Raw genomic sequence first — 19,354 nt, 5'->3', positions numbered from 1 at the left:
CGCATCACCCGCCGCTAGAATGCAAAGACCCCCGTATGGGCTTGACAGATCTTTTTAGCTTGTCTGCCTGCGGAGGCTTGATTGAATTGAAAAAGGTCAGGGTAAAATGCGGATACTCCTCAGCAACGATGACGGAATTCATGCGCCAGGCATTCAAATACTTGCCAGGGCGTTACGGGAATTTGCCGACGTTCAGGTAGTCGCCCCCGATCGTAATCGCAGTGGGGCCTCGAACTCTCTCACGCTGGAAACGCCGTTGCGCACTTTTACCCATGATAATGGCGACATTGCCGTGCAAATGGGCACGCCGACTGACTGTGTGTTTCTTGGCGTGAATGCACTGATGCAGCCACGGCCTGAAATTGTGGTTTCGGGCATCAATGCGGGTCCTAATCTTGGCGATGACGTGATCTATTCCGGCACCGTCGCGGCGGCAATGGAAGGGCGACATCTGGGTTTGCCAGCGCTGGCAGTTTCGCTGGATGGGCATCTGCACTATAAAACTGCGGCGGCGGTCACCTGCGCCTTTCTGAAAGCATTAACGCGAGAGCCGCTGCGTACTGGCCGGATCCTCAATATTAATGTCCCTGATTTGCCTCTTGATCAGATAAAAGGCATTCGCGTAACGCGCTGTGGCAGCCGTCATCCGGCAGATCAGGTTATCCCTCAACAAGATCCACGCGGTAATACGTTGTACTGGATCGGGCCGCCAGGGCAGAAGCTGGATGCCGGTCCGGATACCGATTTTGCCGCTGTCGATCAGGGCTACGTTTCTGTTACCGCGTTGCATGTCGATCTTACCGCGCACGGCGCGCAGAACGTTCTTTCCGACTGGCTGGTTAACGCTGAGGTAAATCTGGCATGGTGAACCGGCGCATCGAAACGTTGCTGGCACAACTGCGTCAGCAGGGCATTGACGATGAAATCCTGTTAAAGGCCATCGCTGATGTGCCGCGTGAGCGTTTCATTGACGAGGCGTTTGAACATAAAGCCTGGGATAACGTGGCCTTGCCGATTGGCTCAGGCCAGACCATTTCCCAACCCTATATGGTGGCGCGCATGACGGCGCTACTTGAGCTACAGCCGCATTCGCGCGTGCTGGAAATTGGCACGGGTTCCGGTTATCAAACTGCGATCCTTGCTCATCTTGTCGATCATGTTTATTCGGTCGAGCGCATCAAAGGGTTGCAATGGCAGGCCAAGCGTCGCCTGAAGCAACTCGATCTGCATAATGTTTCAACGCGCCACGGTGATGGCTGGCAGGGTTGGCCCGCCCGCGGTCCTTTTGATGCCATCATCGTAACCGCTGCTCCCCCAGAAATTCCGATTGCGCTGATGGCGCAACTGGCAGATGACGGCATTATGGTACTTCCGGTCGGCGAAGATCAGCAGGTACTGAAACGCCTGCGTCGTAAAGGAGAAGAGTTTGTAGAAGAGATTATTGAACCGGTCCGATTCGTACCTTTAGTGCAGGGCGATTTGGCTTAACACGTCGGCTTCGTATTTCTTCACAACTGTTTCATAGCACCACGTACTTGATATTGTTACTATCCTTTTTCATCAATGAAAAAGCAGATTTTAACGCGCCGTACAGAGTATTGTGCTGGCGAGTACAGTGAGACAGGTACATCAGGGTTGCCATCACGGGGGATCAATGAGCACGGGAAGCACTATTTTTCAATTACGCCGTTTGGCGGCACTTTCATTGGTAAGTTTTTGGCTGGCGGGCTGTAGCTCAGGCGAGGACTCTCAGGCGCCTATCAGTCGTATCGGTGATGGCGGTGGCTTGAGCGCGGCTTCGGGTAACGCAAACGCAACTTCCAGTGGCGTTCCCTCTATGCCGTCTCAGGGCGGAATGGTAAGCAGTAATGTATCTTCGTCCCAAAGCAATGGTGGAATGATTAGCGCAGATAACGATGTACAAACGCAAAATGGGCGTATTGTGTACAACCGAAGTTATCAGAATATTCCGAAAGGTAGTTATTCCGGTGAGACTTATACCGTTAAGCGCGGCGATACACTTTTTTATATTGCCTGGATCACCGGTAACGATTTCCGCGATTTAGCGCAGCGTAACAACGTCGCAGCGCCGTATAGCTTGAATGTCGGGCAGACTTTGCAGGTAGGTAACGGATCAGGACAACCAATCACTGGTGGTAATGCGATTACCGTTGCCGATGCAACACAGGGCGGCGTCCCAACCTCACCACAAATTAAATCTACCCCTGTTGCACAGCAACCTGTTATTACGTATTCTGATGATTCGGGTCATTCGAGCGGCAGCAAACTTCTGCCATCGAAGGGAGCAAATGTTGCAACGACAACAGCTCCTGCCGTTACCGCACCACCCACGGTCAGCAGTACGACCAATAGTTCAACGCCGGTGGGAAGCTGGCGTTGGCCGACCGATGGGAAGATCATCGATAACTTCTCTGCCGCAGAAGGTGGCAATAAAGGTATCGATATCGCCGGATCGCGCGGACAATCTATCGTAGCCACCGCATCGGGAAGGGTGGTTTACGCGGGTAACGCACTCCGGGGTTACGGTAATTTAATCATCATCAAACATAATGATGATTACCTGAGTGCCTACGCCCACAACGATACAATGCTGGTCCGGGAACAACAGGAAGTTAAGGCGGGGCAAAAAATCGCTACCATGGGTAGCACCGGTACCAGTTCAGTAAGATTACATTTTGAAATTCGTTACAAGGGGAAATCCGTAAACCCGTTGCGTTATTTACCGCAGCGATAATCCGGCAGAACCGATGGTGTTCTGCCTTGGAATCACGGGTAGGAGCCGCTTATGAGCCAGAATACGCTGAAAGTAAACGAGTTACATGAGAATGCGGAATTCGAGGAGAACGGAGCTGAGATTTTTGATGAGAAGGTTCTCGTTGAAAACGAACCTGGTGATAACGACGTAGCGGAAGAAGAGTTGTTGTCACAAGGTGCGACGCAACGCGTTTTGGATGCGACGCAGCTCTATCTTGGGGAGATTGGCTATTCTCCTTTATTAACGGCGGAAGAAGAAGTTTTCTTCGCACGCCGTGCATTACGAGGTGACATTCCTTCTCGTCGCCGCATGATTGAAAGTAACTTACGCCTGGTGGTGAAGATTGCCCGTCGTTATAGCAATCGTGGCCTGGCTTTGCTGGACCTGATTGAAGAAGGTAATCTTGGCTTGATTCGCGCTGTAGAGAAGTTTGACCCAGAACGTGGGTTCCGTTTCTCAACTTACGCCACCTGGTGGATTCGTCAGACCATTGAACGGGCAATCATGAACCAAACCCGTACTATTCGTCTGCCGATTCACATTGTTAAAGAACTGAACGTTTACCTGCGCACCGCGCGTGAACTTTCACACAAGCTTGATCATGAGCCAAGTGCGGAAGAAATCGCGGAGCAACTGGATAAACCGGTTGATGACGTAAGCCGTATGTTACGTCTCAACGAACGCATTACATCAGTTGATACGCCTTTAGGCGGCGATTCTGAAAAAGCGCTGCTGGATATTCTGGCCGATGAAAAAGACAACGGCCCGGAAGATACTACTCAGGATGACGATATGAAGCAAAGTATCGTTAAATGGTTGTTCGAACTGAACGCCAAGCAGCGTGAAGTATTAGCTCGTCGTTTTGGCCTGCTGGGCTATGAAGCGGCAACGCTTGAAGATGTTGGCCGTGAAATCGGTTTAACCCGCGAGCGTGTGCGTCAGATTCAGGTTGAAGGTTTACGTCGTCTGCGTGAAATCCTGCAAACGCAGGGCCTCAACATTGAAGCACTGTTCCGCGAATAATTAATCTGTTGTGATGCGAAAAGCGGTGGTGAAAACCACCGTTTTTTTATTTGGTCAATTCAGACTGAAACAGAAGATTAAGCGGTGCCGATACGGCGAACCTGTTAAGCAGATGGCATTACCTGTCCCACCACACCGACTTTTTGCTGAAAAAATAGCCATTTCTTTTTTACCTGTTAGCAGTTGTGCAGCCGAACCCCTTCAATATAGATAAACGCTGATTGATAGCGAGGCTACAGCCTTCTCTCACGGTGATCAGCCATGCGCCGAATGCGTCTGGATAGAGCAAAACTGCCCAGGGAAAAGCTAACACAAATAATCCCGCACATAAGCATGCCTATGCGCGGAAAAATTTATACCAGCGACTTCAGGCGATAGATCCAGTCGAGTGCCTGACGTGGTGTCAGCGTATCAGGATCAAGCGCTTCCAGTGCTTCCACTGCCGGTGATGTTTCTTCCACTAATAAGGGCAGTTGTGAACCATCCACCTTTGATGAAGTGGCTTGAGTTGACACCGTTTCCAGCTCTTTCAGCTTATTGCGCGCACGCTTAATCACTTCTTTTGGCACGCCCGCCAGCGCGGCGACGGCAAGCCCATAACTTTTACTGGCAGCCCCTTCCTGCACACTGTGCATAAAGGCGATGGTATCGCCATGCTCTACGGCATCCAGATGCACATTTACCACACCCTCCATTTTTTCTGGCAGCGTGGTTAGCTCAAAATAATGAGTCGCAAACAGCGTCATGGCTTTGATGCGATTTGCCAAATTTTCCGCGCAGGCCCAGGCAAGTGACAGCCCATCATACGTTGAGGTGCCGCGCCCAATCTCATCCATTAGCACTAAACTGTTTTCAGTGGCGTTGTGTAGAATATTTGCCGTTTCGGTCATTTCAACCATAAACGTCGATCGACCTGATGCCAGATCGTCTGCGGCACCCACGCGCGTAAAGATACGATCTAATGGGCCAATTAATGTTTCTTCTGCCGGTACAAAACTGCCGATCCAGGCCATAAGCGCAATAAGTGCCGCCTGACGCATATAAGTACTTTTACCGCCCATATTGGGTCCGGTAATAATCAGCATGCGGCGCTGAGGCGCCAGGGACAGCGGGTTAGCGATAAAAGGCTCTTTTAATACCTGCTCAACCACAGGATGGCGCCCACCGGTGATTTTGATCCCCGGCTTATCCTGTAACGTTGGGCGACAATAGTTTAGTGTCCATGCGCGTTCAGCTAAATTACTTAGTACGTCCAGTTCGGCTAACGCCGATGCGCTGAGCTGTAGCGCTTCCAGATGCGGTAACAACTGATCGAACAAAGCCTCATACAAACTCTTTTCCAGCGCCAGCGCTTTGCCTTTTGAAGTGAGTACCTTATCCTCATACTCTTTCAATTCAGGAATAATATAGCGCTCAGCATTTTTTAACGTTTGGCGACGCACGTAGTGCATTGGCACCTGGTGGCTCTGTCCACGGCTGACCTGGATATAGTAGCCATGCACGGCGTTAAAACCGACTTTAAGCGTATCCAGACCCAATTTTTCACGCTCACGGATCTCTAGCTTATCAAGGTAATCCGTCGCACCGTCGGCCAGCGCGCGCCATTCGTCCAGTTCAGCGTTATAACCCGGTGCAATAACGCCGCCATCACGAATCAGTACTGGCGGTGATTCAATCACGGCTTGCTCAAGCAGCGCACGCAACTCAGCGAATTCACCCATCTGTTTGCGCAATTGATTGAGTTGTACAGCCTGGACGTCAGCTAAAAGAGCATTAATCTCAGGCAGTTGCTGAAATGCATGACGCATACGCGCCATGTCACGCGGGCGTGCGGTGCGTAAAGCCAGGCGGGCCAGAATTCGTTCTAAATCACCCACCTGCCGCAATACGGGTTGCAGTGATTCAGAAAGAGTCTGCAATTCGGTGATGGATTCCTGCCGCTGGTTAATAATGCGCGTATCGCGCAGTGGCATATGTAGCCAGCGCTTAAGCATGCGGCTACCCATCGGCGTGACGGTTTTATCTAATACGGCCGCTAAGGTGTTTTCTGTGCCGCCTGCTAAATTTTGCGTAATCTCGAGGTTACGGCGTGTCGCCGCATCCATGATGATACTATCTTGTTGGCGTTCCATGCTGAGCGAACGAATATGGGGCAGGGTAGTGCGTTGGGTATCTTTCACGTACTGCAATAAACAGCCTGCAGCGCGTAAGCCCAGATAAGCCTGTTCAACACCAAAGCCAGTGAGATCGCGGGTGCCGAATTGCAAATTTAGCTGCTGGCGGGCAGTATCAATTTCAAATTCCCACAGAGGACGACGACGTAAACCACGGCGTTGTTCAATCAGCGACATTGCCTGAAAATCTTCTGGGTAAAGCAACTCTGCGGGATTGGTGCGCTGTAGCTCAGCCGCCATGGTTTCCAGATCGGCGGGTTCGCTTAAACGGAAGCGTCCAGAGCTAATATCCAGCGTGGCGTAACCATAACCGCGTGCAGTTTGCACAATCGCCGCCAGTAAATTATCGTGACGTTCTTGCAGCAAAGCTTCATCACTAATGGTGCCAGGCGTCACAATACGCACCACTTTGCGTTCAACCGGACCTTTACTTAGCGCGGGATCGCCAGTCTGTTCGCAAATAGCGACAGATTCGCCTAACTGCACCAGTTTGGCTAAATAGCTTTCAACTGCATGATAAGGCACGCCAGCCATAGGAATGGGCTCACCTGCTGACGCGCCACGTTTGGTTAATGAGATTTCCAGTAATTGCGAAGCCCGTTTCGCATCGTCATAGAACAGTTCATAGAAATCGCCCATGCGATAAAACAACAAAATATCGGGATGTTCAGCCTTGAGGCGTAGATATTGCTGCATCATTGGCGTGTGGGCTTCAATGCCATTTTCTTCTTTATTTTTCAACGTATTAAGCTCTCCTCTTTATTTCTTGGGGCGCTATTGGGGCTTTTTCATCATGCCCCATCGCTTCCAGCGATTCCCAAATCCGTAAATTTTCCGCGCCACTTTCATTTTCCATCCAGCGGCCATATACACGGATCAACATCGAGTAGTCAGCGTGACCCATCTGTTTAGCGATGAATGCAATGTTACCGTGGGCCGTCAGGTTCCAACACGCAAATGTGTGTCGGAGTTGGTAGACTGTCCTGTAGCGGATCCCTGAGCGCCGTACTATGTTTTGCCACAACACCCGTATGCTAGTTGTTCGATACAAAATATTAAACTGATTATTTCTGCATGTTGTCGCCGGTAAGAATACAGGGTGAATATTAATATCCTCTGGTTTTTTATGCAGTTCTTCCATTTTTATCTGCAATGCGGGGAGCATCGCAGTAAATTTTCTCTGATCTGACAGTGCGGCTACGGCCGGGGGAGAAAGTTGGATAGTTCGGATCTCATCAGTTTTGGGCTTTTTCATCCGGCCATCGGAGTATGCTCTTGAAACAGTTAGCGTTTTTTTAGTCAGATCGATATCTTCCCAGGCTAGGGCACTAACCTCACCGGGGCGCATACCTGTATAGACCATCAGAGTTATCATGTTTCGGTGTGATTCATGTGTACATGCAGCCTGGGTTCTCTTGAATTCTTCGAGAGTAAAAGGATCAGGGTCTGAGGTTGATTTTTTGGCTGGACGCAACTCATCAGCTAAATTATTTCTGGTGTATCCATTTTGTTCAGCGAAGCGTAAGAAACCCCGCATTGCTGCCATGTAGTGGTTTGTGGTACTTGCTGCACGGGTGTTAAGTAACTCAGAACGCAGCCGCATTACGTCCTCAGGATATATTGCATCGATCAAGCGTGAAGGGCCAAGTATGCGCAGGCATTGGTCAAATGCAATATCATACCTACGCTGTGCAGCGTGGCCGATGTCAGTATATTTCAACACCTTGTATTCGTCGCATAGTGCATTTAGACGAATGCCTGACCGTTTGCAGCGTCCATCAAATTGTATGGCTCTTTCAGATTCAGGGAAGTGTGCGGGGTATGAGAACACCCCGCTTTTTATTTCGTGGTTGATGGCGGCTAATTTACCAGCAGCATATTTTATATTTGATTTTGTCGGAGAGAGGCCAAGAGACTCCCTGCACCTCTGTCCTTTATAGTGAAATGTGATCCGCAGTGATTTTCCGTGGATGGCTACACCCCGTGGCATTACTGAATCGGTTTGCTTTCCGCCCATCGGTCAAACTCCTCAAGATTAATTACCTTCCTGTTATCTGGAGCACGTCGCCAGATCCTTCCTTCTGCCCATACCCCTTTATTGATTTTTTCGTATATCGCTGATCGGCTGTATCCCGTGAGTTCGGCTGCTCTTTCAATACGCACCCATTTATTAATAATTGGTCATACCTCAATACGACCGACCAACAGGTTAACGCGCTGGCCGGTGTGATTTTGATTTTTAAAAATCAGTTAGCGAACTGCGAGTGAAGGTGATCCTGTTTCAAGATGAGCACCTGGAATTTCAATACCCTCCTTGATTGCTTTTTTAATTTTGGCTTTATCCGGGGCAACAACGGTTGCCACATCGACATACTCATCAGGGATAGCGTTTTGGTTGTCGATAATCACACTGACTGAACCCGGTTTAACGGAGAAGGTATTGAAATCAGTTTTTAACGATTTCTTATCAGCGGCGATCAGACATTGCAGAGCGTATTTTTTAAGGCTGGCTGCATAGGTACTGAAGTGTTTCTCGCGTTGAGCGATTCGCTCACGCTCTGCCTTGCACGTTGCCGCTTTTCCTTCGTACCCACGCATTAATCCCATCATGCCATCAAGTTTATCGGTCAGCGCACCCTCAAGACCCTCAAAGGTATCAGCCAGCATTTCAGGCGTCAGTTCGTCAGATTCCTGGGACAGTTCGAATAATTTACGGATGTCTGCTGCCAGTGAAATTGCTGTGCTCATGATTGCGGCTCCAGTTCTGCAATGCGTTTTTCGGTCAGTTTGTGAAGACTGAGAAGACGTTTTTTCAGGTAATCGGAATGCTGGCTATCGCCAGTGCTCTCGGCATTTTTACGATGGACATCAACTTCTCTCGCCATTGTTTCATACACTTTCTTGGCTTCGTTCGGTGTAACTGCACTTTCGATGGTATTAGCGACTTTGGTGATTTTCTCGTCCAGTTCTTTACGAAGACGTACGGTATCCCCGGCTTTTTCCCCGGCATTCTCGATTGCGAATTGAGGTGCGTTTTCCTGGCGATACTGTTGATCGTCAAACAAGCCGAGGAACACATCAGCAGAGGAGCCAAGCTGAGAAAGTGCCTTTTTGGTTGCGTCTGTGAGTGATTTTTTTGGCGCTTCGCCATCGCTGATAAGGCCGTTTTTTGTGTTGTAAATATAGGGAGTACAGCCATACGCAAAAATTTCGCCTTGTTTACCATCCAGCACGTACCACAGGCGTACTTTTGTTGTATGGTTTACTTCGGTCAGGTAGCCACCAGCCCCATTAGGGATCACTTCTTTTACGAAGTTTCCATCAGCACCTTTAACTGAGCGCATAATGGGTGCGCCATTATCAAAACGCTCTTCCAAAATCTCAATTTTCCAGTTGATACCCTGGGGGCCGAGTACCTTGGTAGCCTGCATTACCATATAGGTACCGTTGATCGATGTGCCGCCACCATTCGTTGCGAACGCTTTGGTGAATCGTTCGTCGGTTCTGTGAAGTTTGCGCCAAAGACTGAGGTTGTCCTGTATGTCCTGCGGTTGATCCGCAATTTCTTTTTCAACCTGTGTCGCACGTTGTTGGAATAGTCAGCAGCAATGTCACAAGGCGCAGTAACCACCACAGGGGTAGCTTCCGGTATTTTTACTGGATCATTAGAATGCTCTGTTACTGGTTTTACTGTTTCATTTGGAGCGCTGGTATCGTTTGCTGGTTCAGCGCTCGAACCAATCAGGCCGTCAATGCTGAATTTCTCACCACCCAAATTATGTACTTCCGTTTTTTCCCCTTCATTTGAGGTGGTTTGCTGCGTACTCTCAACTTCTTGTTGCTCGTTGCCACTGACGGGTTGGATGGTATCTTCAAAAACCATACCACAGCGTTCTGTAAGGCATTTGCGAATGTATTCCTTACGTAAAGCAGCATCGGTAGTGGACGTATCGAACTTCATACCAGCGGATACCAATTCGAAAATTGTTTCATCATCGACGTCCAGAATGTCTACGATAACCCGCAGAGACGCGCTCCACATTCGCCAGGTCTGATCCCGGCCATTGATAAGCGCACGGGCATTCTTCACGTCAGAAGCTTTGGCATCGGCGCGTTTAACGCCGTTAAGTGCCAATGCTATTACCAGATCAAGCAAGTCGTAGGTACGACGCTCAGTTGTTTCTCGTACTCCGGGTCTTGTTGCTACCCATTTTTCAGCAAACGCCTGTACATCATCGGGGTTGTCATCCGGTGGCGTTCGGGCGCGGAGGGCGGTAAGCAAATTATCAACGGATGCAGGGAACATATTTTTAACGGCGGTAACGCGGCAAAGGCCATCTATCACCGCGCGAATATCTTCCGGTGCTTCTTCGTCATTCAGCATGTCGTAGGCGTTTGAGAGATACTCCTGATTTACAGTTTCCGGCACTGCACTATACATGACGATATAGGCAATTCGCACATCAGCAGGGAGATCGAAAATAACGGCAGGTTCTTTGTTTTTTGGATCTTCTGCTACTATTAAATCAAAACATTTATTTTCTTCATTCCATGTGTGATTTGACATCCACTCTTCATCGAATTCATTAACAGATGGATGCTCTACGCCTTCACGATGAAGACTGATTTTAGGTTTGAAGTAGTTATTCCCTGAGTCTGGAAAACTTTCTTCTAATGCGACAGAGGCTTTCATTTCGGCCAGCTTTTCATTTTTAGCCTCAACTGCAATAGCAAGTGCCACTGTTCCGTTGGCTAATGCTGATTTCTTTGGTATAAAACCACAAATATATAATGCCATTGGTCATTCCTCGCTTATTTATGTTCAATGCAACGTAAGGATTGAATTTTTCCCTCAATCATCTGTACTTTTGCATGTGCATCGGAAAGTATTTTTCTTTTCGATTCCTCCAGGTGATTAATTTGCCCTTGTGTTAAATCGACAGATGGTATGTCAATTGATAAATCATGAGTTGTTAATAAAATGGTTGCTACATTGTCATTGCTTATTGGTTCATAATCTAAAACCCTGATGCTGAAACTCTCTTCCCAGGAATATTTCTGTGCTGCAATGAATAATACCTTGTTGATTGATGATGGAAGGGCTGTTTGCATGATTACACTCGTAGTGTTATACTCTCTGAGTCCAATGGTGGAAGCCATTGGTCATACCTCGCTGGAGTCGGTTTGGTCGCTGACTCCGCCGTCACCGGGACGTTAAGCCGGTAGACTGGCCCGCCTTGTGCGGGCCTTTTTACGGCTAATCTTCCTCGCCGCCAATCGCTACGCTAATTTCGTTAGCGAGTGATAGCCCATCGTTGCCTACCTCATCACAATGTTTAACAAAGTCACTCCATTTTGAATCGATAAATTGACGTAATACGGTTGATTGAAATTCATCAAGTTCAAACATATCTTTATTCCTGTATGTATTCGTGTTTATAAATCCTCACACACTAACGCCCATGAAAATGTAAGAGAGATTTATTTCTGATTGATGATGCTTTCTACTTCATAACAATTGCCGTTAAAAACACGCCTTTCATAAATAATGGTTTTACACTCTCGCTTAGATTCAAAAATTTCATAAACAACGTCTTTGCATGTTTCATGCGCAGGACATACGGTTACAACTAATGCGGATAATAGTTGTTGCATATATTCCCCTGGTGTTTGGCGGCTTAACTTTTTTCGTCTACTACTGCGTGGTATTTCTGTTCGTCACCATCGCAGTAGTATTCATAGCCTCGTCGATTAAACAGAAAAACCAGAGCGTCAATTGGGGTATTAGCGTAATCCATTTTTCATTCCTTTCTTTATTTGGAATTTAGCTGACTGTGGGCGGTAATCATGGACTTTATGCACATGGCTATAAGAGGTCGGTTCTCCGTCACCACAACCAGATAAATATTTTCAAATTACAGTTCTATTGCATCTTTTGGATATTTGGTTCTTTCATTTCCTTTCATAACCAACCATTTTTCTCCATCCCATATATATGAAAACTCTTCTTGATTTAGCGGGCTGGCTTTTTTTTTGAAAGATACATTTTCTTCGCCACGATCTCGGCCATAATAAACGGTATAGCCATCAACTCGATTATCGAACGAATGTCCTTCTGGTTTATCACAGCTATTATCTAATATTGATATATCACCATGTGAAACCAGCTTTTCCGCTAATTCCTGAGAATTGTAATGCGCTGTCAGAATCGGGCCGTGATGTTCAGGATAGCCATCCCAGTGACAGTAGACGCAGTGATAAATGTCACCGACTTTTACATTGATATTTGATCTGGTCGCCATTGGTCATTCCTCGCTTATAACGTGATTGGTCATACCTCGCCCGTCTTTCCGGGGTGTCAGAACTTTTACCCATATCAGCCTGCTGTGCCGTGTTTCTCGCGACTCACCCGGTGTTTCATACGCTCGCCGGTAGCTACTTCGTGGGCTTTCCTTGCCTTATCGCGTTGGCTGCTTGCCGTTGATGGGTTTGATTAAACCACCAGCTTAAAATCATTTCAACCTCAAATCTCATAAAATTTAAACCTATGGTTGTAATTACTTGAACTTTGGACAAAAAAAAACCGACTCAAGTCGGCTTAGTAGGGGAGATATGGGAGATTAGTTATCTTTTTTGGTTTTCATTATCTCATCGATATTGCGTGATTTTAATAACTCCTTGAATAGACTATCATAATTTTCAACCATTTCTTGCAGAGCTGCAATGTGATTGGTCTTTGCACTTTCTGGTAGCCGCTCGAAAAGCTTCAAAAGAGTTTTCTGTCTGTCACTAAGTTCTGTGGGATTGAAATCATCCTCAATTGGTTCCGAGTTCTCGGATAGTTCATCGCCAAGTAACCAAGTTAACGACACACCAAAAGCTTCCGCAATTTTTAAGGCTGATTCTTTGCTGATATTACCTGTAGTGAACCACTTACCCGCCGCTTGTGGTGTTACCTCACAAATTCTTGCCAACCCGGATTTGTTAACCCCAGATCGTTTCATCAATGTGTAGAGCCGCTCTGCCACAGGGGGCATAGAAGAAGATTTTTCTTTTTTCATAACAAAAGTATAAACCAAAGGTTGTGACTAAGAAATGATCTTTTGGTTGTTGTTTTATTAAACTCATGGTTTAATTTATTCGCGATTAACACTGAGGTTTAACCATGATGAAAACTGCATTACAGCGTGCTATTGACTCCGCAGGATCTTTGCGGGTTTTTGCGGCGCAATTGGAAATATCCGAGCAATCTGTTTGCCGATGGAAAAATAAGTACAAGGGCAACGTACCTTCAGGCCGTGTTTTAAAGGTCTACGAAATTTCTGGAGTAACTCCACACGAGTTGCGCCCCGATCTTTACCCAAATCCAACTGATGGCCTACCACCAGATCATCAGAGTACACCAGCAGGAGCATAAAAACTGACTTATGGAAATCAATCATGAAGCCATTTGCATTGAGCTACGCCGTTGGGCCAGTGCAACAAAACGGGAAACGGTAGCGGCTGAGATAACCCAGCGTTATTTCGATCTCGGCGGCGGGGATTTACCTCTGTATCCGGTAGAAGCCCCTGGTGCAACACACAACAACATGCAGAACATCTTCCGTTGGCTTGACGGCGATAGCCGGAAGGCGAGAGCGAAGATTGATGAGTTGAAGCCCGCGATCCTTAAAGCACTGGAGCACCGCAGGAACGGGACGATCCAATATCAGGTAGCACAGGCGCAAAAAGAGTGCGCTGAGGCGATTAGCGCGGCATTGCTGGAACTACCGGATGTTGATAAGGAAATCAGCGATGCAATTGAGGCATTGCATGTGCTGAGAAAGAGACCATCTGGCGGCATTTACTGCTGGTGACAACGAGGTATGACCAATGGCTAATTTTACGAGAGAACAGGTCGAGACGCAGATCCGCGATCACCTGGTTCGTGATGGATTCTCTGTCGATATTGCTCGTTCAGCAGCATTTCGCGGGGCAGATCATTATATGAGCAGACCCAACGCAACAATAGCATGCTGTATTGCTATCGCTAAAACATATGCCAGACCGTTGAAGCGGGTTAAAGGGAAGCAAGGCTGCAACGTCAATTCGCGCAAATAGTAACGCTGTTAGCGTTACAGAATTAAAACACTGAGGCTTCTATGGCGTCCAGTTGGATAAAAATTGAGGTGATAACCCCGGATAAACCCGAGGTGTACCAACTTGCCGAATTGTTGGACATAGATCCAGATGCTGCATTGGGCAAACTGGTGCGCCTTTGGGCATGGGCTGATCAACAAACAATTGATGGTAACGCAAAGTGTAACGCAGCAAGCGTTACCAAAAATGCCGTTGACCGGATCACATTCGTGCGTGGGTTTGCTGATGCGCTAATTCGAGTTGGATGGTTGGCGGTTGAGGGTGATACGTTAATTTTCCCTAAATTTGAACGGCATAATGGTAATTCCTCGAAAAAACGTGCTCTTACAAATGACCGTGTTACAAAAATGCGCGAAATGAAACGCAATGAAAACGCAAACAGTAACGCTCATAGCGTTACTGGGGGAGATCAAAAAGCGTTACCAGAGGAAGAGGAAGAGATAGATATAAATATAAAAGATCCCCCCTTAAATCCCCCCAAGGGGAAAGTAGCTACGAAGAAATTTAATCCGCTGGAAATTGATTTACCGGACTGGCTATTCCCTGAGCTATGGGCTGAGTGGGTCGAGTTTCGCAGGGCATTGCGTAAGCCGATTAAGACATCCCAGGGAGCGAACGGGGCTATTCGTGAGCTTGATAAATTCAGGGGACAAGGCATTTCGCCTGAGGTGGTCATTCGGCATAGCATCGCCAACGAATATCAAGGGTTGTATGCCCCCGGAGGACGGGGCATAGCGAATGGTTGCAGGGATGTTAATAAAATTTCATCGCCAGATGTTTCCATTCCACCTGGTTTCAGGGGGTAACGATGCGCGACATTTCGGCAGTTTTTAAAAGATTGCAGAATATCATCCCGTCAGGCGTAAGCCCCAAATTTACCAGCGCGGAAGATCTTATGGCCTGGCACCTTGAGGAAGGGCGAAGATACAGTGAAAAACTAATGCGCGAAAACCATCACACATGCATGAAGAAAATATTTGGTCGATCCGGGATTTGCAAACGGTACGGTATCAGCTACAGTTATTTAGGCTTGATTGTTGGTATCTTTAAATGGATAGTAAAAAAATGGAGCAGTCTTTTAAATTACAGTAAATGTATTAGCGCTGTTCATACGGCAAAATTTAAAAAAACGTGCTATTTCTTATGAACTAAGCTTTAATAAAGTGTCATCACGGGTTTTAACATCTAATAGAACTACGTGTTTGATTAAAACCCAAAAATTTCTGTGTTTCCTCGGAAAAAGGGGAACATCGATTTAATTGAATAAGGACTGAAAATGAAATTGAACAAACTGATGCGTTTATTATTACCCGGTCTACTTTCCTTTTCTTTAGCAAGTGAAGCTTGCACTACACTAGCCATTACAGATCAAAAAGGGGATATTTTTCACGGGCGAACACTCGAATATAGTCAGGAGTCTCCTTACTGGATGACTTACTACCCAGTGGGTATGTCGTTTGTTAAAAAAGCGCCAAATGGTGAGTCCGGTATGCAGTATTCTTCCAAATACGCGATGCTGGCAATTACCTCAACGTTAACTGATATTTCTGAAAAGGACGTCGTTGAGGGAATGAACAGTGCTGGTCTGTCTTTCAGTGTAAACATGATAAATAACGCAGATTTGGCTACGCTGCCTGAAGAGCACTATAAAGATGCGCTCCCAGTTACCTCGCTGGGTGAGTGGGCTTTGGCGCGTTTTGCTACTGTGGAGGAAGTTGCAGAGGCGGTCAAAAACGGCTGGTTTTGGTCACCTACGTTGTCACCTACGTTGTCAGCTTCTGGTAATCAGCAGGCCCCCTTTCATTATGCTTTTTATGACAAAAAAGGGGGAAGCATCGTTGTAGAAGCATCAAATGGAAAACTTCATGTCTATGGTAACCCGACCCGCGTAATGACAAATGGCCCTGAGTTCCCGTGGCATCTGACAAACCTGAATAATTATACTCATCTGATTAATGAGGATCATACATCGAATACATTGGGAAATATTAAAATCACTCAGCCGGATAGTGGCATAGCCGTAGCAGCGCTTCCATCATCAGATACTTCGGTAGGCAGGTTTGTTCGTGGAGTCTATTACACTACCTACGCACAGAAAGTCTCAACCTCGTCTGAGGCTGTTAACACACTGGCCCATATTATGAACCGTTTTGATCGTCCTAAAAATATCACAGTCTACAAACTGGATAGTGAAAGCGAAAAAAAAAGCAAAACTGTATCTGAATTTACAGTCTGGACAGCGTTATCGGATCTGAGTCGTGGTGAATTATACGTCCGCACCTACAATGACATTAATTATTCGAAATATTCTTTATCTCAATATAAAGAGATGAAAGAGCCAGTATTTAAAAAAATCATGTAAAACAGAAGTATTTGATTTAGCTAAAATAAATATCCGGCTGCCTGCTTATTTTTTAATTTCTCACGCTGATATGTACAATTTTGTGTTGAATGTGGAGCTGCTGGCTTTAATGAATAAATCATAGCCAGCGGCTCCGTTTTATCCCATGGGGCATGGTGTCATATTACTTAAATCATGCCAGCTAAGTCATCTGCATTTTTGTTATGGTAGGCGGTAATGATGCCAACTTACTGATAATGTTTTATATTCAGATAATAGCCAATGACTTTGTCGTGCAGTTCCACCGATTTTGAGAACGCCAGAGATTTTCTCCCAAGCCTTGCAAGATGCTGCCTCAGATTCAGACAATGTCGATCGATTCGCTGCGTATAACGCTTGCTGATAACGTGAAATTTTCCCTTCAGGCGCGATTCATACGGCGGCCATCCGTCCGTCATCCATACCACCACGTCAAAGGCCGACAGCAGACTCAGAAGACGCTCCAGTGTGGTCACGGTGCGTCCACCAAAAACGTGGGCCATGATCGTCCTGCGCATCCTGTCATACGCGTAAAACAGCCAGCGCTGGCGTGATTTAGCCCCGACGTAGCTCCACTGCTCGTCCATTTACGCGCAGACAATGACGTCACTGCCCGGTTGTATGCGCGCGTTACTGACTGCGCCTGATTTTTTTAAATGGCGGAGAATCGTGTTGAGTCCGATGCCCATAATACGTGCGCTGCCACGGCACCCGACGCCATTCATAGTCATATCAATGATTTGCTGGTGTGTTTGAACCGCCCCGGTTTTCCGGGAGAGTATTTTAGTTGGGAACTCAGGCTGCCAGATCCTTATTCCCGATGGAAGCATAATATGCCCGTTCGGCTTCTGCCGGTGGGATATGCCCCAGCCTTTCCAGCAGCCGGCGATTGTTGTACCAGTCCACCCACGCCAGCGTCGCCAGCTCCACTTCGCCGCGGTTTTTCCAGCTTTGCCTGTGTATCACCTCCGCTTTGTACAGGCCGTTGATGCTTTCGGCCATCGCGTTATCATAAGAGTCACCCGTGCTTCCCGTTGAAGCCAGAAGCTCCGCCTCCTGCAACCGCTGTGTGTAGGCCAGCGACACGTACTGTGAACCTTTGTCGCTGTGATGGATGGTTCCTGATGGCCGACGGGCCCACAGCGCCTGCTCCAGCGCATCCAGCACGAACGTCGTCTCCATCGACGATGACACCCGCCAGCCCACGATGCGACCGGCGAACACGTCGATAATGAACGCTACGTATGCGAAGCCCTGCCAGGTGCTGGCGTACGTGAAGTCTGCCACCCACAGCTGGTCAGGGCGTTCAGCCACGAACTGACGGTTCACCCGGTCATGCGCGGCAGGGGTCTTACGGCTGACGGTGGTTCGCACCTTTTTACCTCGCAGTACGCCGGTTAGGCCCATGGACTTCATCAGCCTCGCGATGGTGCATCGGGCCACGCTGAAGCCCTCCCGTAGCAGCTGGCGCCAGACCTTGCGAACACCATAGACGCCGTAGTTTTCGTCGTACACGCGCTGTATCTCCTGCTTCAGTTTCTCATCACGCTGGTCGCGATGGCTACGTCTGTCAGGATGCAGCTGATATTCACGGTAGCGGTAGTATGACGACGGGGCGATATCCAGCTCATGGCATACCGGTCCGACCCCGTATTCATCGCTCAGGGTATCCACCAGGAGGGCTATTTTTTCCAGAGGCGGTCGAACTCCGCCTTCGCAAAATAAGCTGAGGCCTGCCGCAGGATATCATTGCTGCGCCGCAGCTCGCGGTTCTCACGCTCCAGCTCTTTCAGGCGCTGGCGCTCAGTGGTGGAGAGACCACCATCACCGCCACCGGCATCACGTTCATACTGACGCAGCCAGATACGCAGGGTCTCCGGCGTGCAGCCGATTTTAGGGGCGATGGAACTCAGGGCTGCCCACTGTGAGTCATATCCGTCCTGGCATTCCAGAACCATGCGGACGGCACGCTGCCGTATCTCGGGGGAAAAACGTGTATTTTTAGTCATCCTGTTTACCTCTCTCTCAGGGAGTTTAGTCTCCAGGATTCCCGGGGCGGTTCAGTTCCAGGCTGAGAGGCGGCATAGGTGAACTGTAGTTGCCATGTTTTACGGCAGCGAGAGCAGAGTTAACGCTGATGTCCGGCAGTACTTTTGCCGTTACGGACAATGCCCTCATGAGCAGAACAGGAGGGACAACAGATGGAAATGGAAGCCACAGGAGCACCTCAAAAAGTACTATCATACTCCAAATCAGTAAGTTGGTAGCGCTACCTGGTAGGCAATACATTGTCCAACTCGCTGTTTACCCCAAATGAAATCAAAGATAACGCTTTCTGAACTTGAACAAATAACATTGCAATAACTTGTCCTGAATCACCGGCACCGGCTGAGGAATCCCCACAAAATTACGCGTGACAAAAGACAGGCATCGGATTTTGTGATCTACTGATTGTGCGACCGTTCAATAAGATCACCATGTACCTGCCCATCAATTATGCCAGAAATCTTTCCGCGATTCCCTCAGGCCTCACCACTAATACCGACAGAATGTCCTGCCGGATGCTACCAACGCGACAGTCAACAGGGCCTCTCTCACTATGCCTGCCGGCGCTCAGGTTATAAACAAAATCAAACGAGTGGACAGGCTTCTGGATAACCAGCAGCTTCAGAAACATGTTTTGGCCCTGTTTAGCAATATTATCGTGATGCTCACACACCCGGTTATCACTGTGCTGTCGCTACCGATGTAAAACTGGCCCACCTGCCGATGTAAATCTGACCCACCTAGGGTAAAAATGGCAGTTTTAAGGCACTGCCAATGATGACATTGGAGACCAGAGTGGAGATTAGTGTTTTACAC

At 47.9% G+C, this 19,354-nt stretch carries 21 protein-coding genes, 2 pseudogenes and 1 other annotated feature; of the genes and pseudogenes, 10 read left to right on the top strand and 13 right to left on the bottom strand.

Translation table 11 applies throughout. From position 1 onward, the window contains the following. Positions 1-106 precede the first annotated feature (106 nt). The 4 genes from surE to rpoS all read left to right on the top strand — a co-directional run bounded on the left by surE (position 107) and on the right by rpoS (position 3,799). Positions 107-868: a 5'/3'-nucleotidase SurE gene (surE, locus tag H2P46_RS15855; RefSeq protein ID WP_193405894.1), complete on the top strand. Its 762-nt coding sequence runs from the start codon at positions 107-109 to the stop codon at positions 866-868. Beyond that, entirely contained in the window at positions 862-1,488 is a 627-nt protein-coding gene (locus H2P46_RS15850; protein WP_193405893.1) for a protein-L-isoaspartate(D-aspartate) O-methyltransferase, read from the top strand. Before surE ends, H2P46_RS15850 begins: the two co-directional genes overlap by 7 nt. Before the next feature lie 166 nt (positions 1,489-1,654). Continuing rightward, positions 1,655-2,755: a murein hydrolase activator NlpD gene (gene nlpD / locus H2P46_RS15845; RefSeq protein ID WP_193405892.1), complete on the top strand. Its 1,101-nt coding sequence runs from the start codon at positions 1,655-1,657 to the stop codon at positions 2,753-2,755. Between the two features lie 51 nt (positions 2,756-2,806). After that, positions 2,807-3,799, top strand: coding sequence for an RNA polymerase sigma factor RpoS (rpoS, locus tag H2P46_RS15840; protein ID WP_193405891.1), 993 nt, complete (start codon positions 2,807-2,809; stop codon positions 3,797-3,799). Between the two features lie 353 nt (positions 3,800-4,152). Here the strand turns inward: rpoS and mutS are convergent, their stop codons facing one another. From mutS to H2P46_RS15790, 10 genes are all read right to left on the bottom strand, one after another. Beyond that, positions 4,153-6,672 carry a DNA mismatch repair protein MutS gene (gene mutS / locus H2P46_RS15835; protein ID WP_193406019.1) on the bottom strand — a complete coding sequence of 840 codons (2,520 nt, stop codon included), beginning with the start codon at positions 6,670-6,672 and terminating at the stop codon, positions 4,153-4,155. 46 nt (positions 6,673-6,718) lie between these two features. Further along, complete coding sequence (locus H2P46_RS15830) at positions 6,719-7,990, bottom strand: site-specific integrase (RefSeq protein WP_193405890.1); 1,272 nt, start codon at positions 7,988-7,990, stop codon at positions 6,719-6,721. A gap of 233 nt (positions 7,991-8,223) precedes the next feature. Next, entirely contained in the window at positions 8,224-8,721 is a 498-nt protein-coding gene (locus H2P46_RS15825; RefSeq protein WP_193405889.1) for a siphovirus Gp157 family protein, read from the bottom strand. Continuing rightward, complete coding sequence (locus H2P46_RS15820; protein ID WP_193405888.1) at positions 8,718-9,350, bottom strand: hypothetical protein; 633 nt, start codon at positions 9,348-9,350, stop codon at positions 8,718-8,720. Before H2P46_RS15820 ends, H2P46_RS15825 begins: the two co-directional genes overlap by 4 nt. A 53-nt stretch (positions 9,351-9,403) precedes the next feature. Next, the gene (locus tag H2P46_RS15815; protein WP_193405887.1) at positions 9,404-10,771 is read right to left on the bottom strand and encodes a hypothetical protein; all 1,368 of its coding nucleotides are present in this window, start codon (positions 10,769-10,771) and stop codon (positions 9,404-9,406) included. A gap of 14 nt (positions 10,772-10,785) precedes the next feature. Continuing rightward, entirely contained in the window at positions 10,786-11,133 is a 348-nt protein-coding gene (locus H2P46_RS15810) for a hypothetical protein (RefSeq protein ID WP_193405886.1), read from the bottom strand. Between the two features lie 97 nt (positions 11,134-11,230). Continuing rightward, a complete protein-coding gene (locus H2P46_RS15805) occupies positions 11,231-11,383 on the bottom strand; it encodes a hypothetical protein (protein WP_193405885.1) in 153 nt (50 codons plus the stop codon). Between the two features lie 71 nt (positions 11,384-11,454). After that, positions 11,455-11,628, bottom strand: coding sequence for a DUF1482 family protein (locus H2P46_RS15800; RefSeq protein ID WP_193405884.1), 174 nt, complete (start codon positions 11,626-11,628; stop codon positions 11,455-11,457). Between the two features lie 260 nt (positions 11,629-11,888). Beyond that, positions 11,889-12,275, bottom strand: a complete 387-nt coding sequence (locus tag H2P46_RS15795) for a post-segregation killing protein PndC (protein ID WP_193405883.1) — start codon at positions 12,273-12,275, stop codon at positions 11,889-11,891. A 318-nt stretch (positions 12,276-12,593) separates the two neighbouring features. Then, positions 12,594-13,034 (bottom strand): helix-turn-helix domain-containing protein, encoded by a 441-nt coding sequence (locus H2P46_RS15790; RefSeq protein WP_193405882.1) that lies wholly within the window; start codon positions 13,032-13,034, stop codon positions 12,594-12,596. 104 nt (positions 13,035-13,138) lie between these two features. Between H2P46_RS15790 and H2P46_RS15785 the strand changes: the two genes are divergently transcribed. The 6 genes from H2P46_RS15785 (at position 13,139) to H2P46_RS15760 (ending at position 16,474) form a co-directional block, all read left to right on the top strand. Continuing rightward, complete coding sequence (locus H2P46_RS15785; protein ID WP_419776106.1) at positions 13,139-13,390, top strand: transcriptional regulator; 252 nt, start codon at positions 13,139-13,141, stop codon at positions 13,388-13,390. Between the two features lie 10 nt (positions 13,391-13,400). Continuing rightward, the gene (locus H2P46_RS15780; RefSeq protein ID WP_099716834.1) at positions 13,401-13,829 is read left to right on the top strand and encodes a toxin YdaT family protein; all 429 of its coding nucleotides are present in this window, start codon (positions 13,401-13,403) and stop codon (positions 13,827-13,829) included. 16 nt (positions 13,830-13,845) lie between these two features. Continuing rightward, complete coding sequence (locus tag H2P46_RS15775; RefSeq protein ID WP_193405881.1) at positions 13,846-14,073, top strand: cell envelope biogenesis protein OmpA; 228 nt, start codon at positions 13,846-13,848, stop codon at positions 14,071-14,073. Positions 14,074-14,114: 41 nt separating this feature from the next. Beyond that, complete coding sequence (locus H2P46_RS15770) at positions 14,115-14,918, top strand: hypothetical protein (RefSeq protein ID WP_193405880.1); 804 nt, start codon at positions 14,115-14,117, stop codon at positions 14,916-14,918. Positions 14,919-14,920: 2 nt separating this feature from the next. Beyond that, a complete protein-coding gene (locus tag H2P46_RS15765) occupies positions 14,921-15,259 on the top strand; it encodes a P-loop NTPase family protein (protein ID WP_193405879.1) in 339 nt (112 codons plus the stop codon). 129 nt (positions 15,260-15,388) lie between these two features. Beyond that, positions 15,389-16,474: a linear amide C-N hydrolase gene (locus H2P46_RS15760; RefSeq protein WP_193405878.1), complete on the top strand. Its 1,086-nt coding sequence runs from the start codon at positions 15,389-15,391 to the stop codon at positions 16,472-16,474. A 227-nt stretch (positions 16,475-16,701) separates the two neighbouring features. Here the strand turns inward: H2P46_RS15760 and H2P46_RS15755 are convergent. The 3 genes and pseudogenes from H2P46_RS15755 to H2P46_RS15745 all read right to left on the bottom strand — a co-directional run. After that, a pseudogene (locus H2P46_RS15755) lies at positions 16,702-17,244 on the bottom strand (IS1 family transposase); the annotation flags it as partial. Between the two features lie 43 nt (positions 17,245-17,287). After that, positions 17,288-18,501 (bottom strand): IS3 family transposase gene (locus H2P46_RS15750; protein WP_420846544.1). Its coding sequence is split into 2 segments (ribosomal slippage): positions 17,288-18,213 and positions 18,213-18,501, totalling 1,215 coding nucleotides; the frame shifts between segments, so codons are not numbered across the junction. Then, positions 18,104-18,220: a sequence feature (AL1L pseudoknot), on the bottom strand. (Overlaps the previous gene by 117 nt.) A gap of 53 nt (positions 18,502-18,554) precedes the next feature. After that, positions 18,555-18,710: pseudogene (locus tag H2P46_RS15745) on the bottom strand (IS1 family transposase); the annotation flags it as partial. Between the last annotated feature and the right edge of the window lie 644 nt (positions 18,711-19,354).

Origin of the sequence: Mixta mediterraneensis (genome assembly GCF_014946725.1) — a bacterium.
In the GTDB taxonomy this organism is placed as follows: domain Bacteria; phylum Pseudomonadota; class Gammaproteobacteria; order Enterobacterales; family Enterobacteriaceae; genus Pantoea; species Pantoea mediterraneensis.
This window is presented reverse-complemented; position numbering and strand designations above follow the sequence as displayed.

What these genes read in the sequence shown, in the direction of transcription:
- surE (WP_193405894.1), top strand. Translation starts at nt 107, where the DNA reads ATGCGGATACTCCTCAGCAACGATGACGGAATTCATGCGCCAGGCATT.
- H2P46_RS15850 (WP_193405893.1), top strand. Translation starts at nt 862, where the DNA reads ATGGTGAACCGGCGCATCGAAACGTTGCTGGCACAACTGCGTCAGCAG.
- nlpD (WP_193405892.1), top strand. Translation starts at nt 1,655, where the DNA reads ATGAGCACGGGAAGCACTATTTTTCAATTACGCCGTTTGGCGGCACTT.
- rpoS (WP_193405891.1), top strand. Translation starts at nt 2,807, where the DNA reads ATGAGCCAGAATACGCTGAAAGTAAACGAGTTACATGAGAATGCGGAA.
- mutS (WP_193406019.1), bottom strand. Translation starts at nt 6,672, where the DNA reads ATGATGCAGCAATATCTACGCCTCAAGGCTGAACATCCCGATATTTTG.
- H2P46_RS15830 (WP_193405890.1), bottom strand. Translation starts at nt 7,990, where the DNA reads ATGGGCGGAAAGCAAACCGATTCAGTAATGCCACGGGGTGTAGCCATC.
- H2P46_RS15825 (WP_193405889.1), bottom strand. Translation starts at nt 8,721, where the DNA reads ATGAGCACAGCAATTTCACTGGCAGCAGACATCCGTAAATTATTCGAA.
- H2P46_RS15815 (WP_193405887.1), bottom strand. Translation starts at nt 10,771, where the DNA reads ATGGCATTATATATTTGTGGTTTTATACCAAAGAAATCAGCATTAGCC.
- H2P46_RS15810 (WP_193405886.1), bottom strand. Translation starts at nt 11,133, where the DNA reads ATGGCTTCCACCATTGGACTCAGAGAGTATAACACTACGAGTGTAATC.
- H2P46_RS15805 (WP_193405885.1), bottom strand. Translation starts at nt 11,383, where the DNA reads ATGTTTGAACTTGATGAATTTCAATCAACCGTATTACGTCAATTTATC.
- H2P46_RS15800 (WP_193405884.1), bottom strand. Translation starts at nt 11,628, where the DNA reads ATGCAACAACTATTATCCGCATTAGTTGTAACCGTATGTCCTGCGCAT.
- H2P46_RS15795 (WP_193405883.1), bottom strand. Translation starts at nt 12,275, where the DNA reads ATGGCGACCAGATCAAATATCAATGTAAAAGTCGGTGACATTTATCAC.
- H2P46_RS15790 (WP_193405882.1), bottom strand. Translation starts at nt 13,034, where the DNA reads ATGAAAAAAGAAAAATCTTCTTCTATGCCCCCTGTGGCAGAGCGGCTC.
- H2P46_RS15785 (WP_419776106.1), top strand. Translation starts at nt 13,139, where the DNA reads ATGATGAAAACTGCATTACAGCGTGCTATTGACTCCGCAGGATCTTTG.
- H2P46_RS15780 (WP_099716834.1), top strand. Translation starts at nt 13,401, where the DNA reads ATGGAAATCAATCATGAAGCCATTTGCATTGAGCTACGCCGTTGGGCC.
- H2P46_RS15775 (WP_193405881.1), top strand. Translation starts at nt 13,846, where the DNA reads ATGGCTAATTTTACGAGAGAACAGGTCGAGACGCAGATCCGCGATCAC.
- H2P46_RS15770 (WP_193405880.1), top strand. Translation starts at nt 14,115, where the DNA reads ATGGCGTCCAGTTGGATAAAAATTGAGGTGATAACCCCGGATAAACCC.
- H2P46_RS15765 (WP_193405879.1), top strand. Translation starts at nt 14,921, where the DNA reads ATGCGCGACATTTCGGCAGTTTTTAAAAGATTGCAGAATATCATCCCG.
- H2P46_RS15760 (WP_193405878.1), top strand. Translation starts at nt 15,389, where the DNA reads ATGAAATTGAACAAACTGATGCGTTTATTATTACCCGGTCTACTTTCC.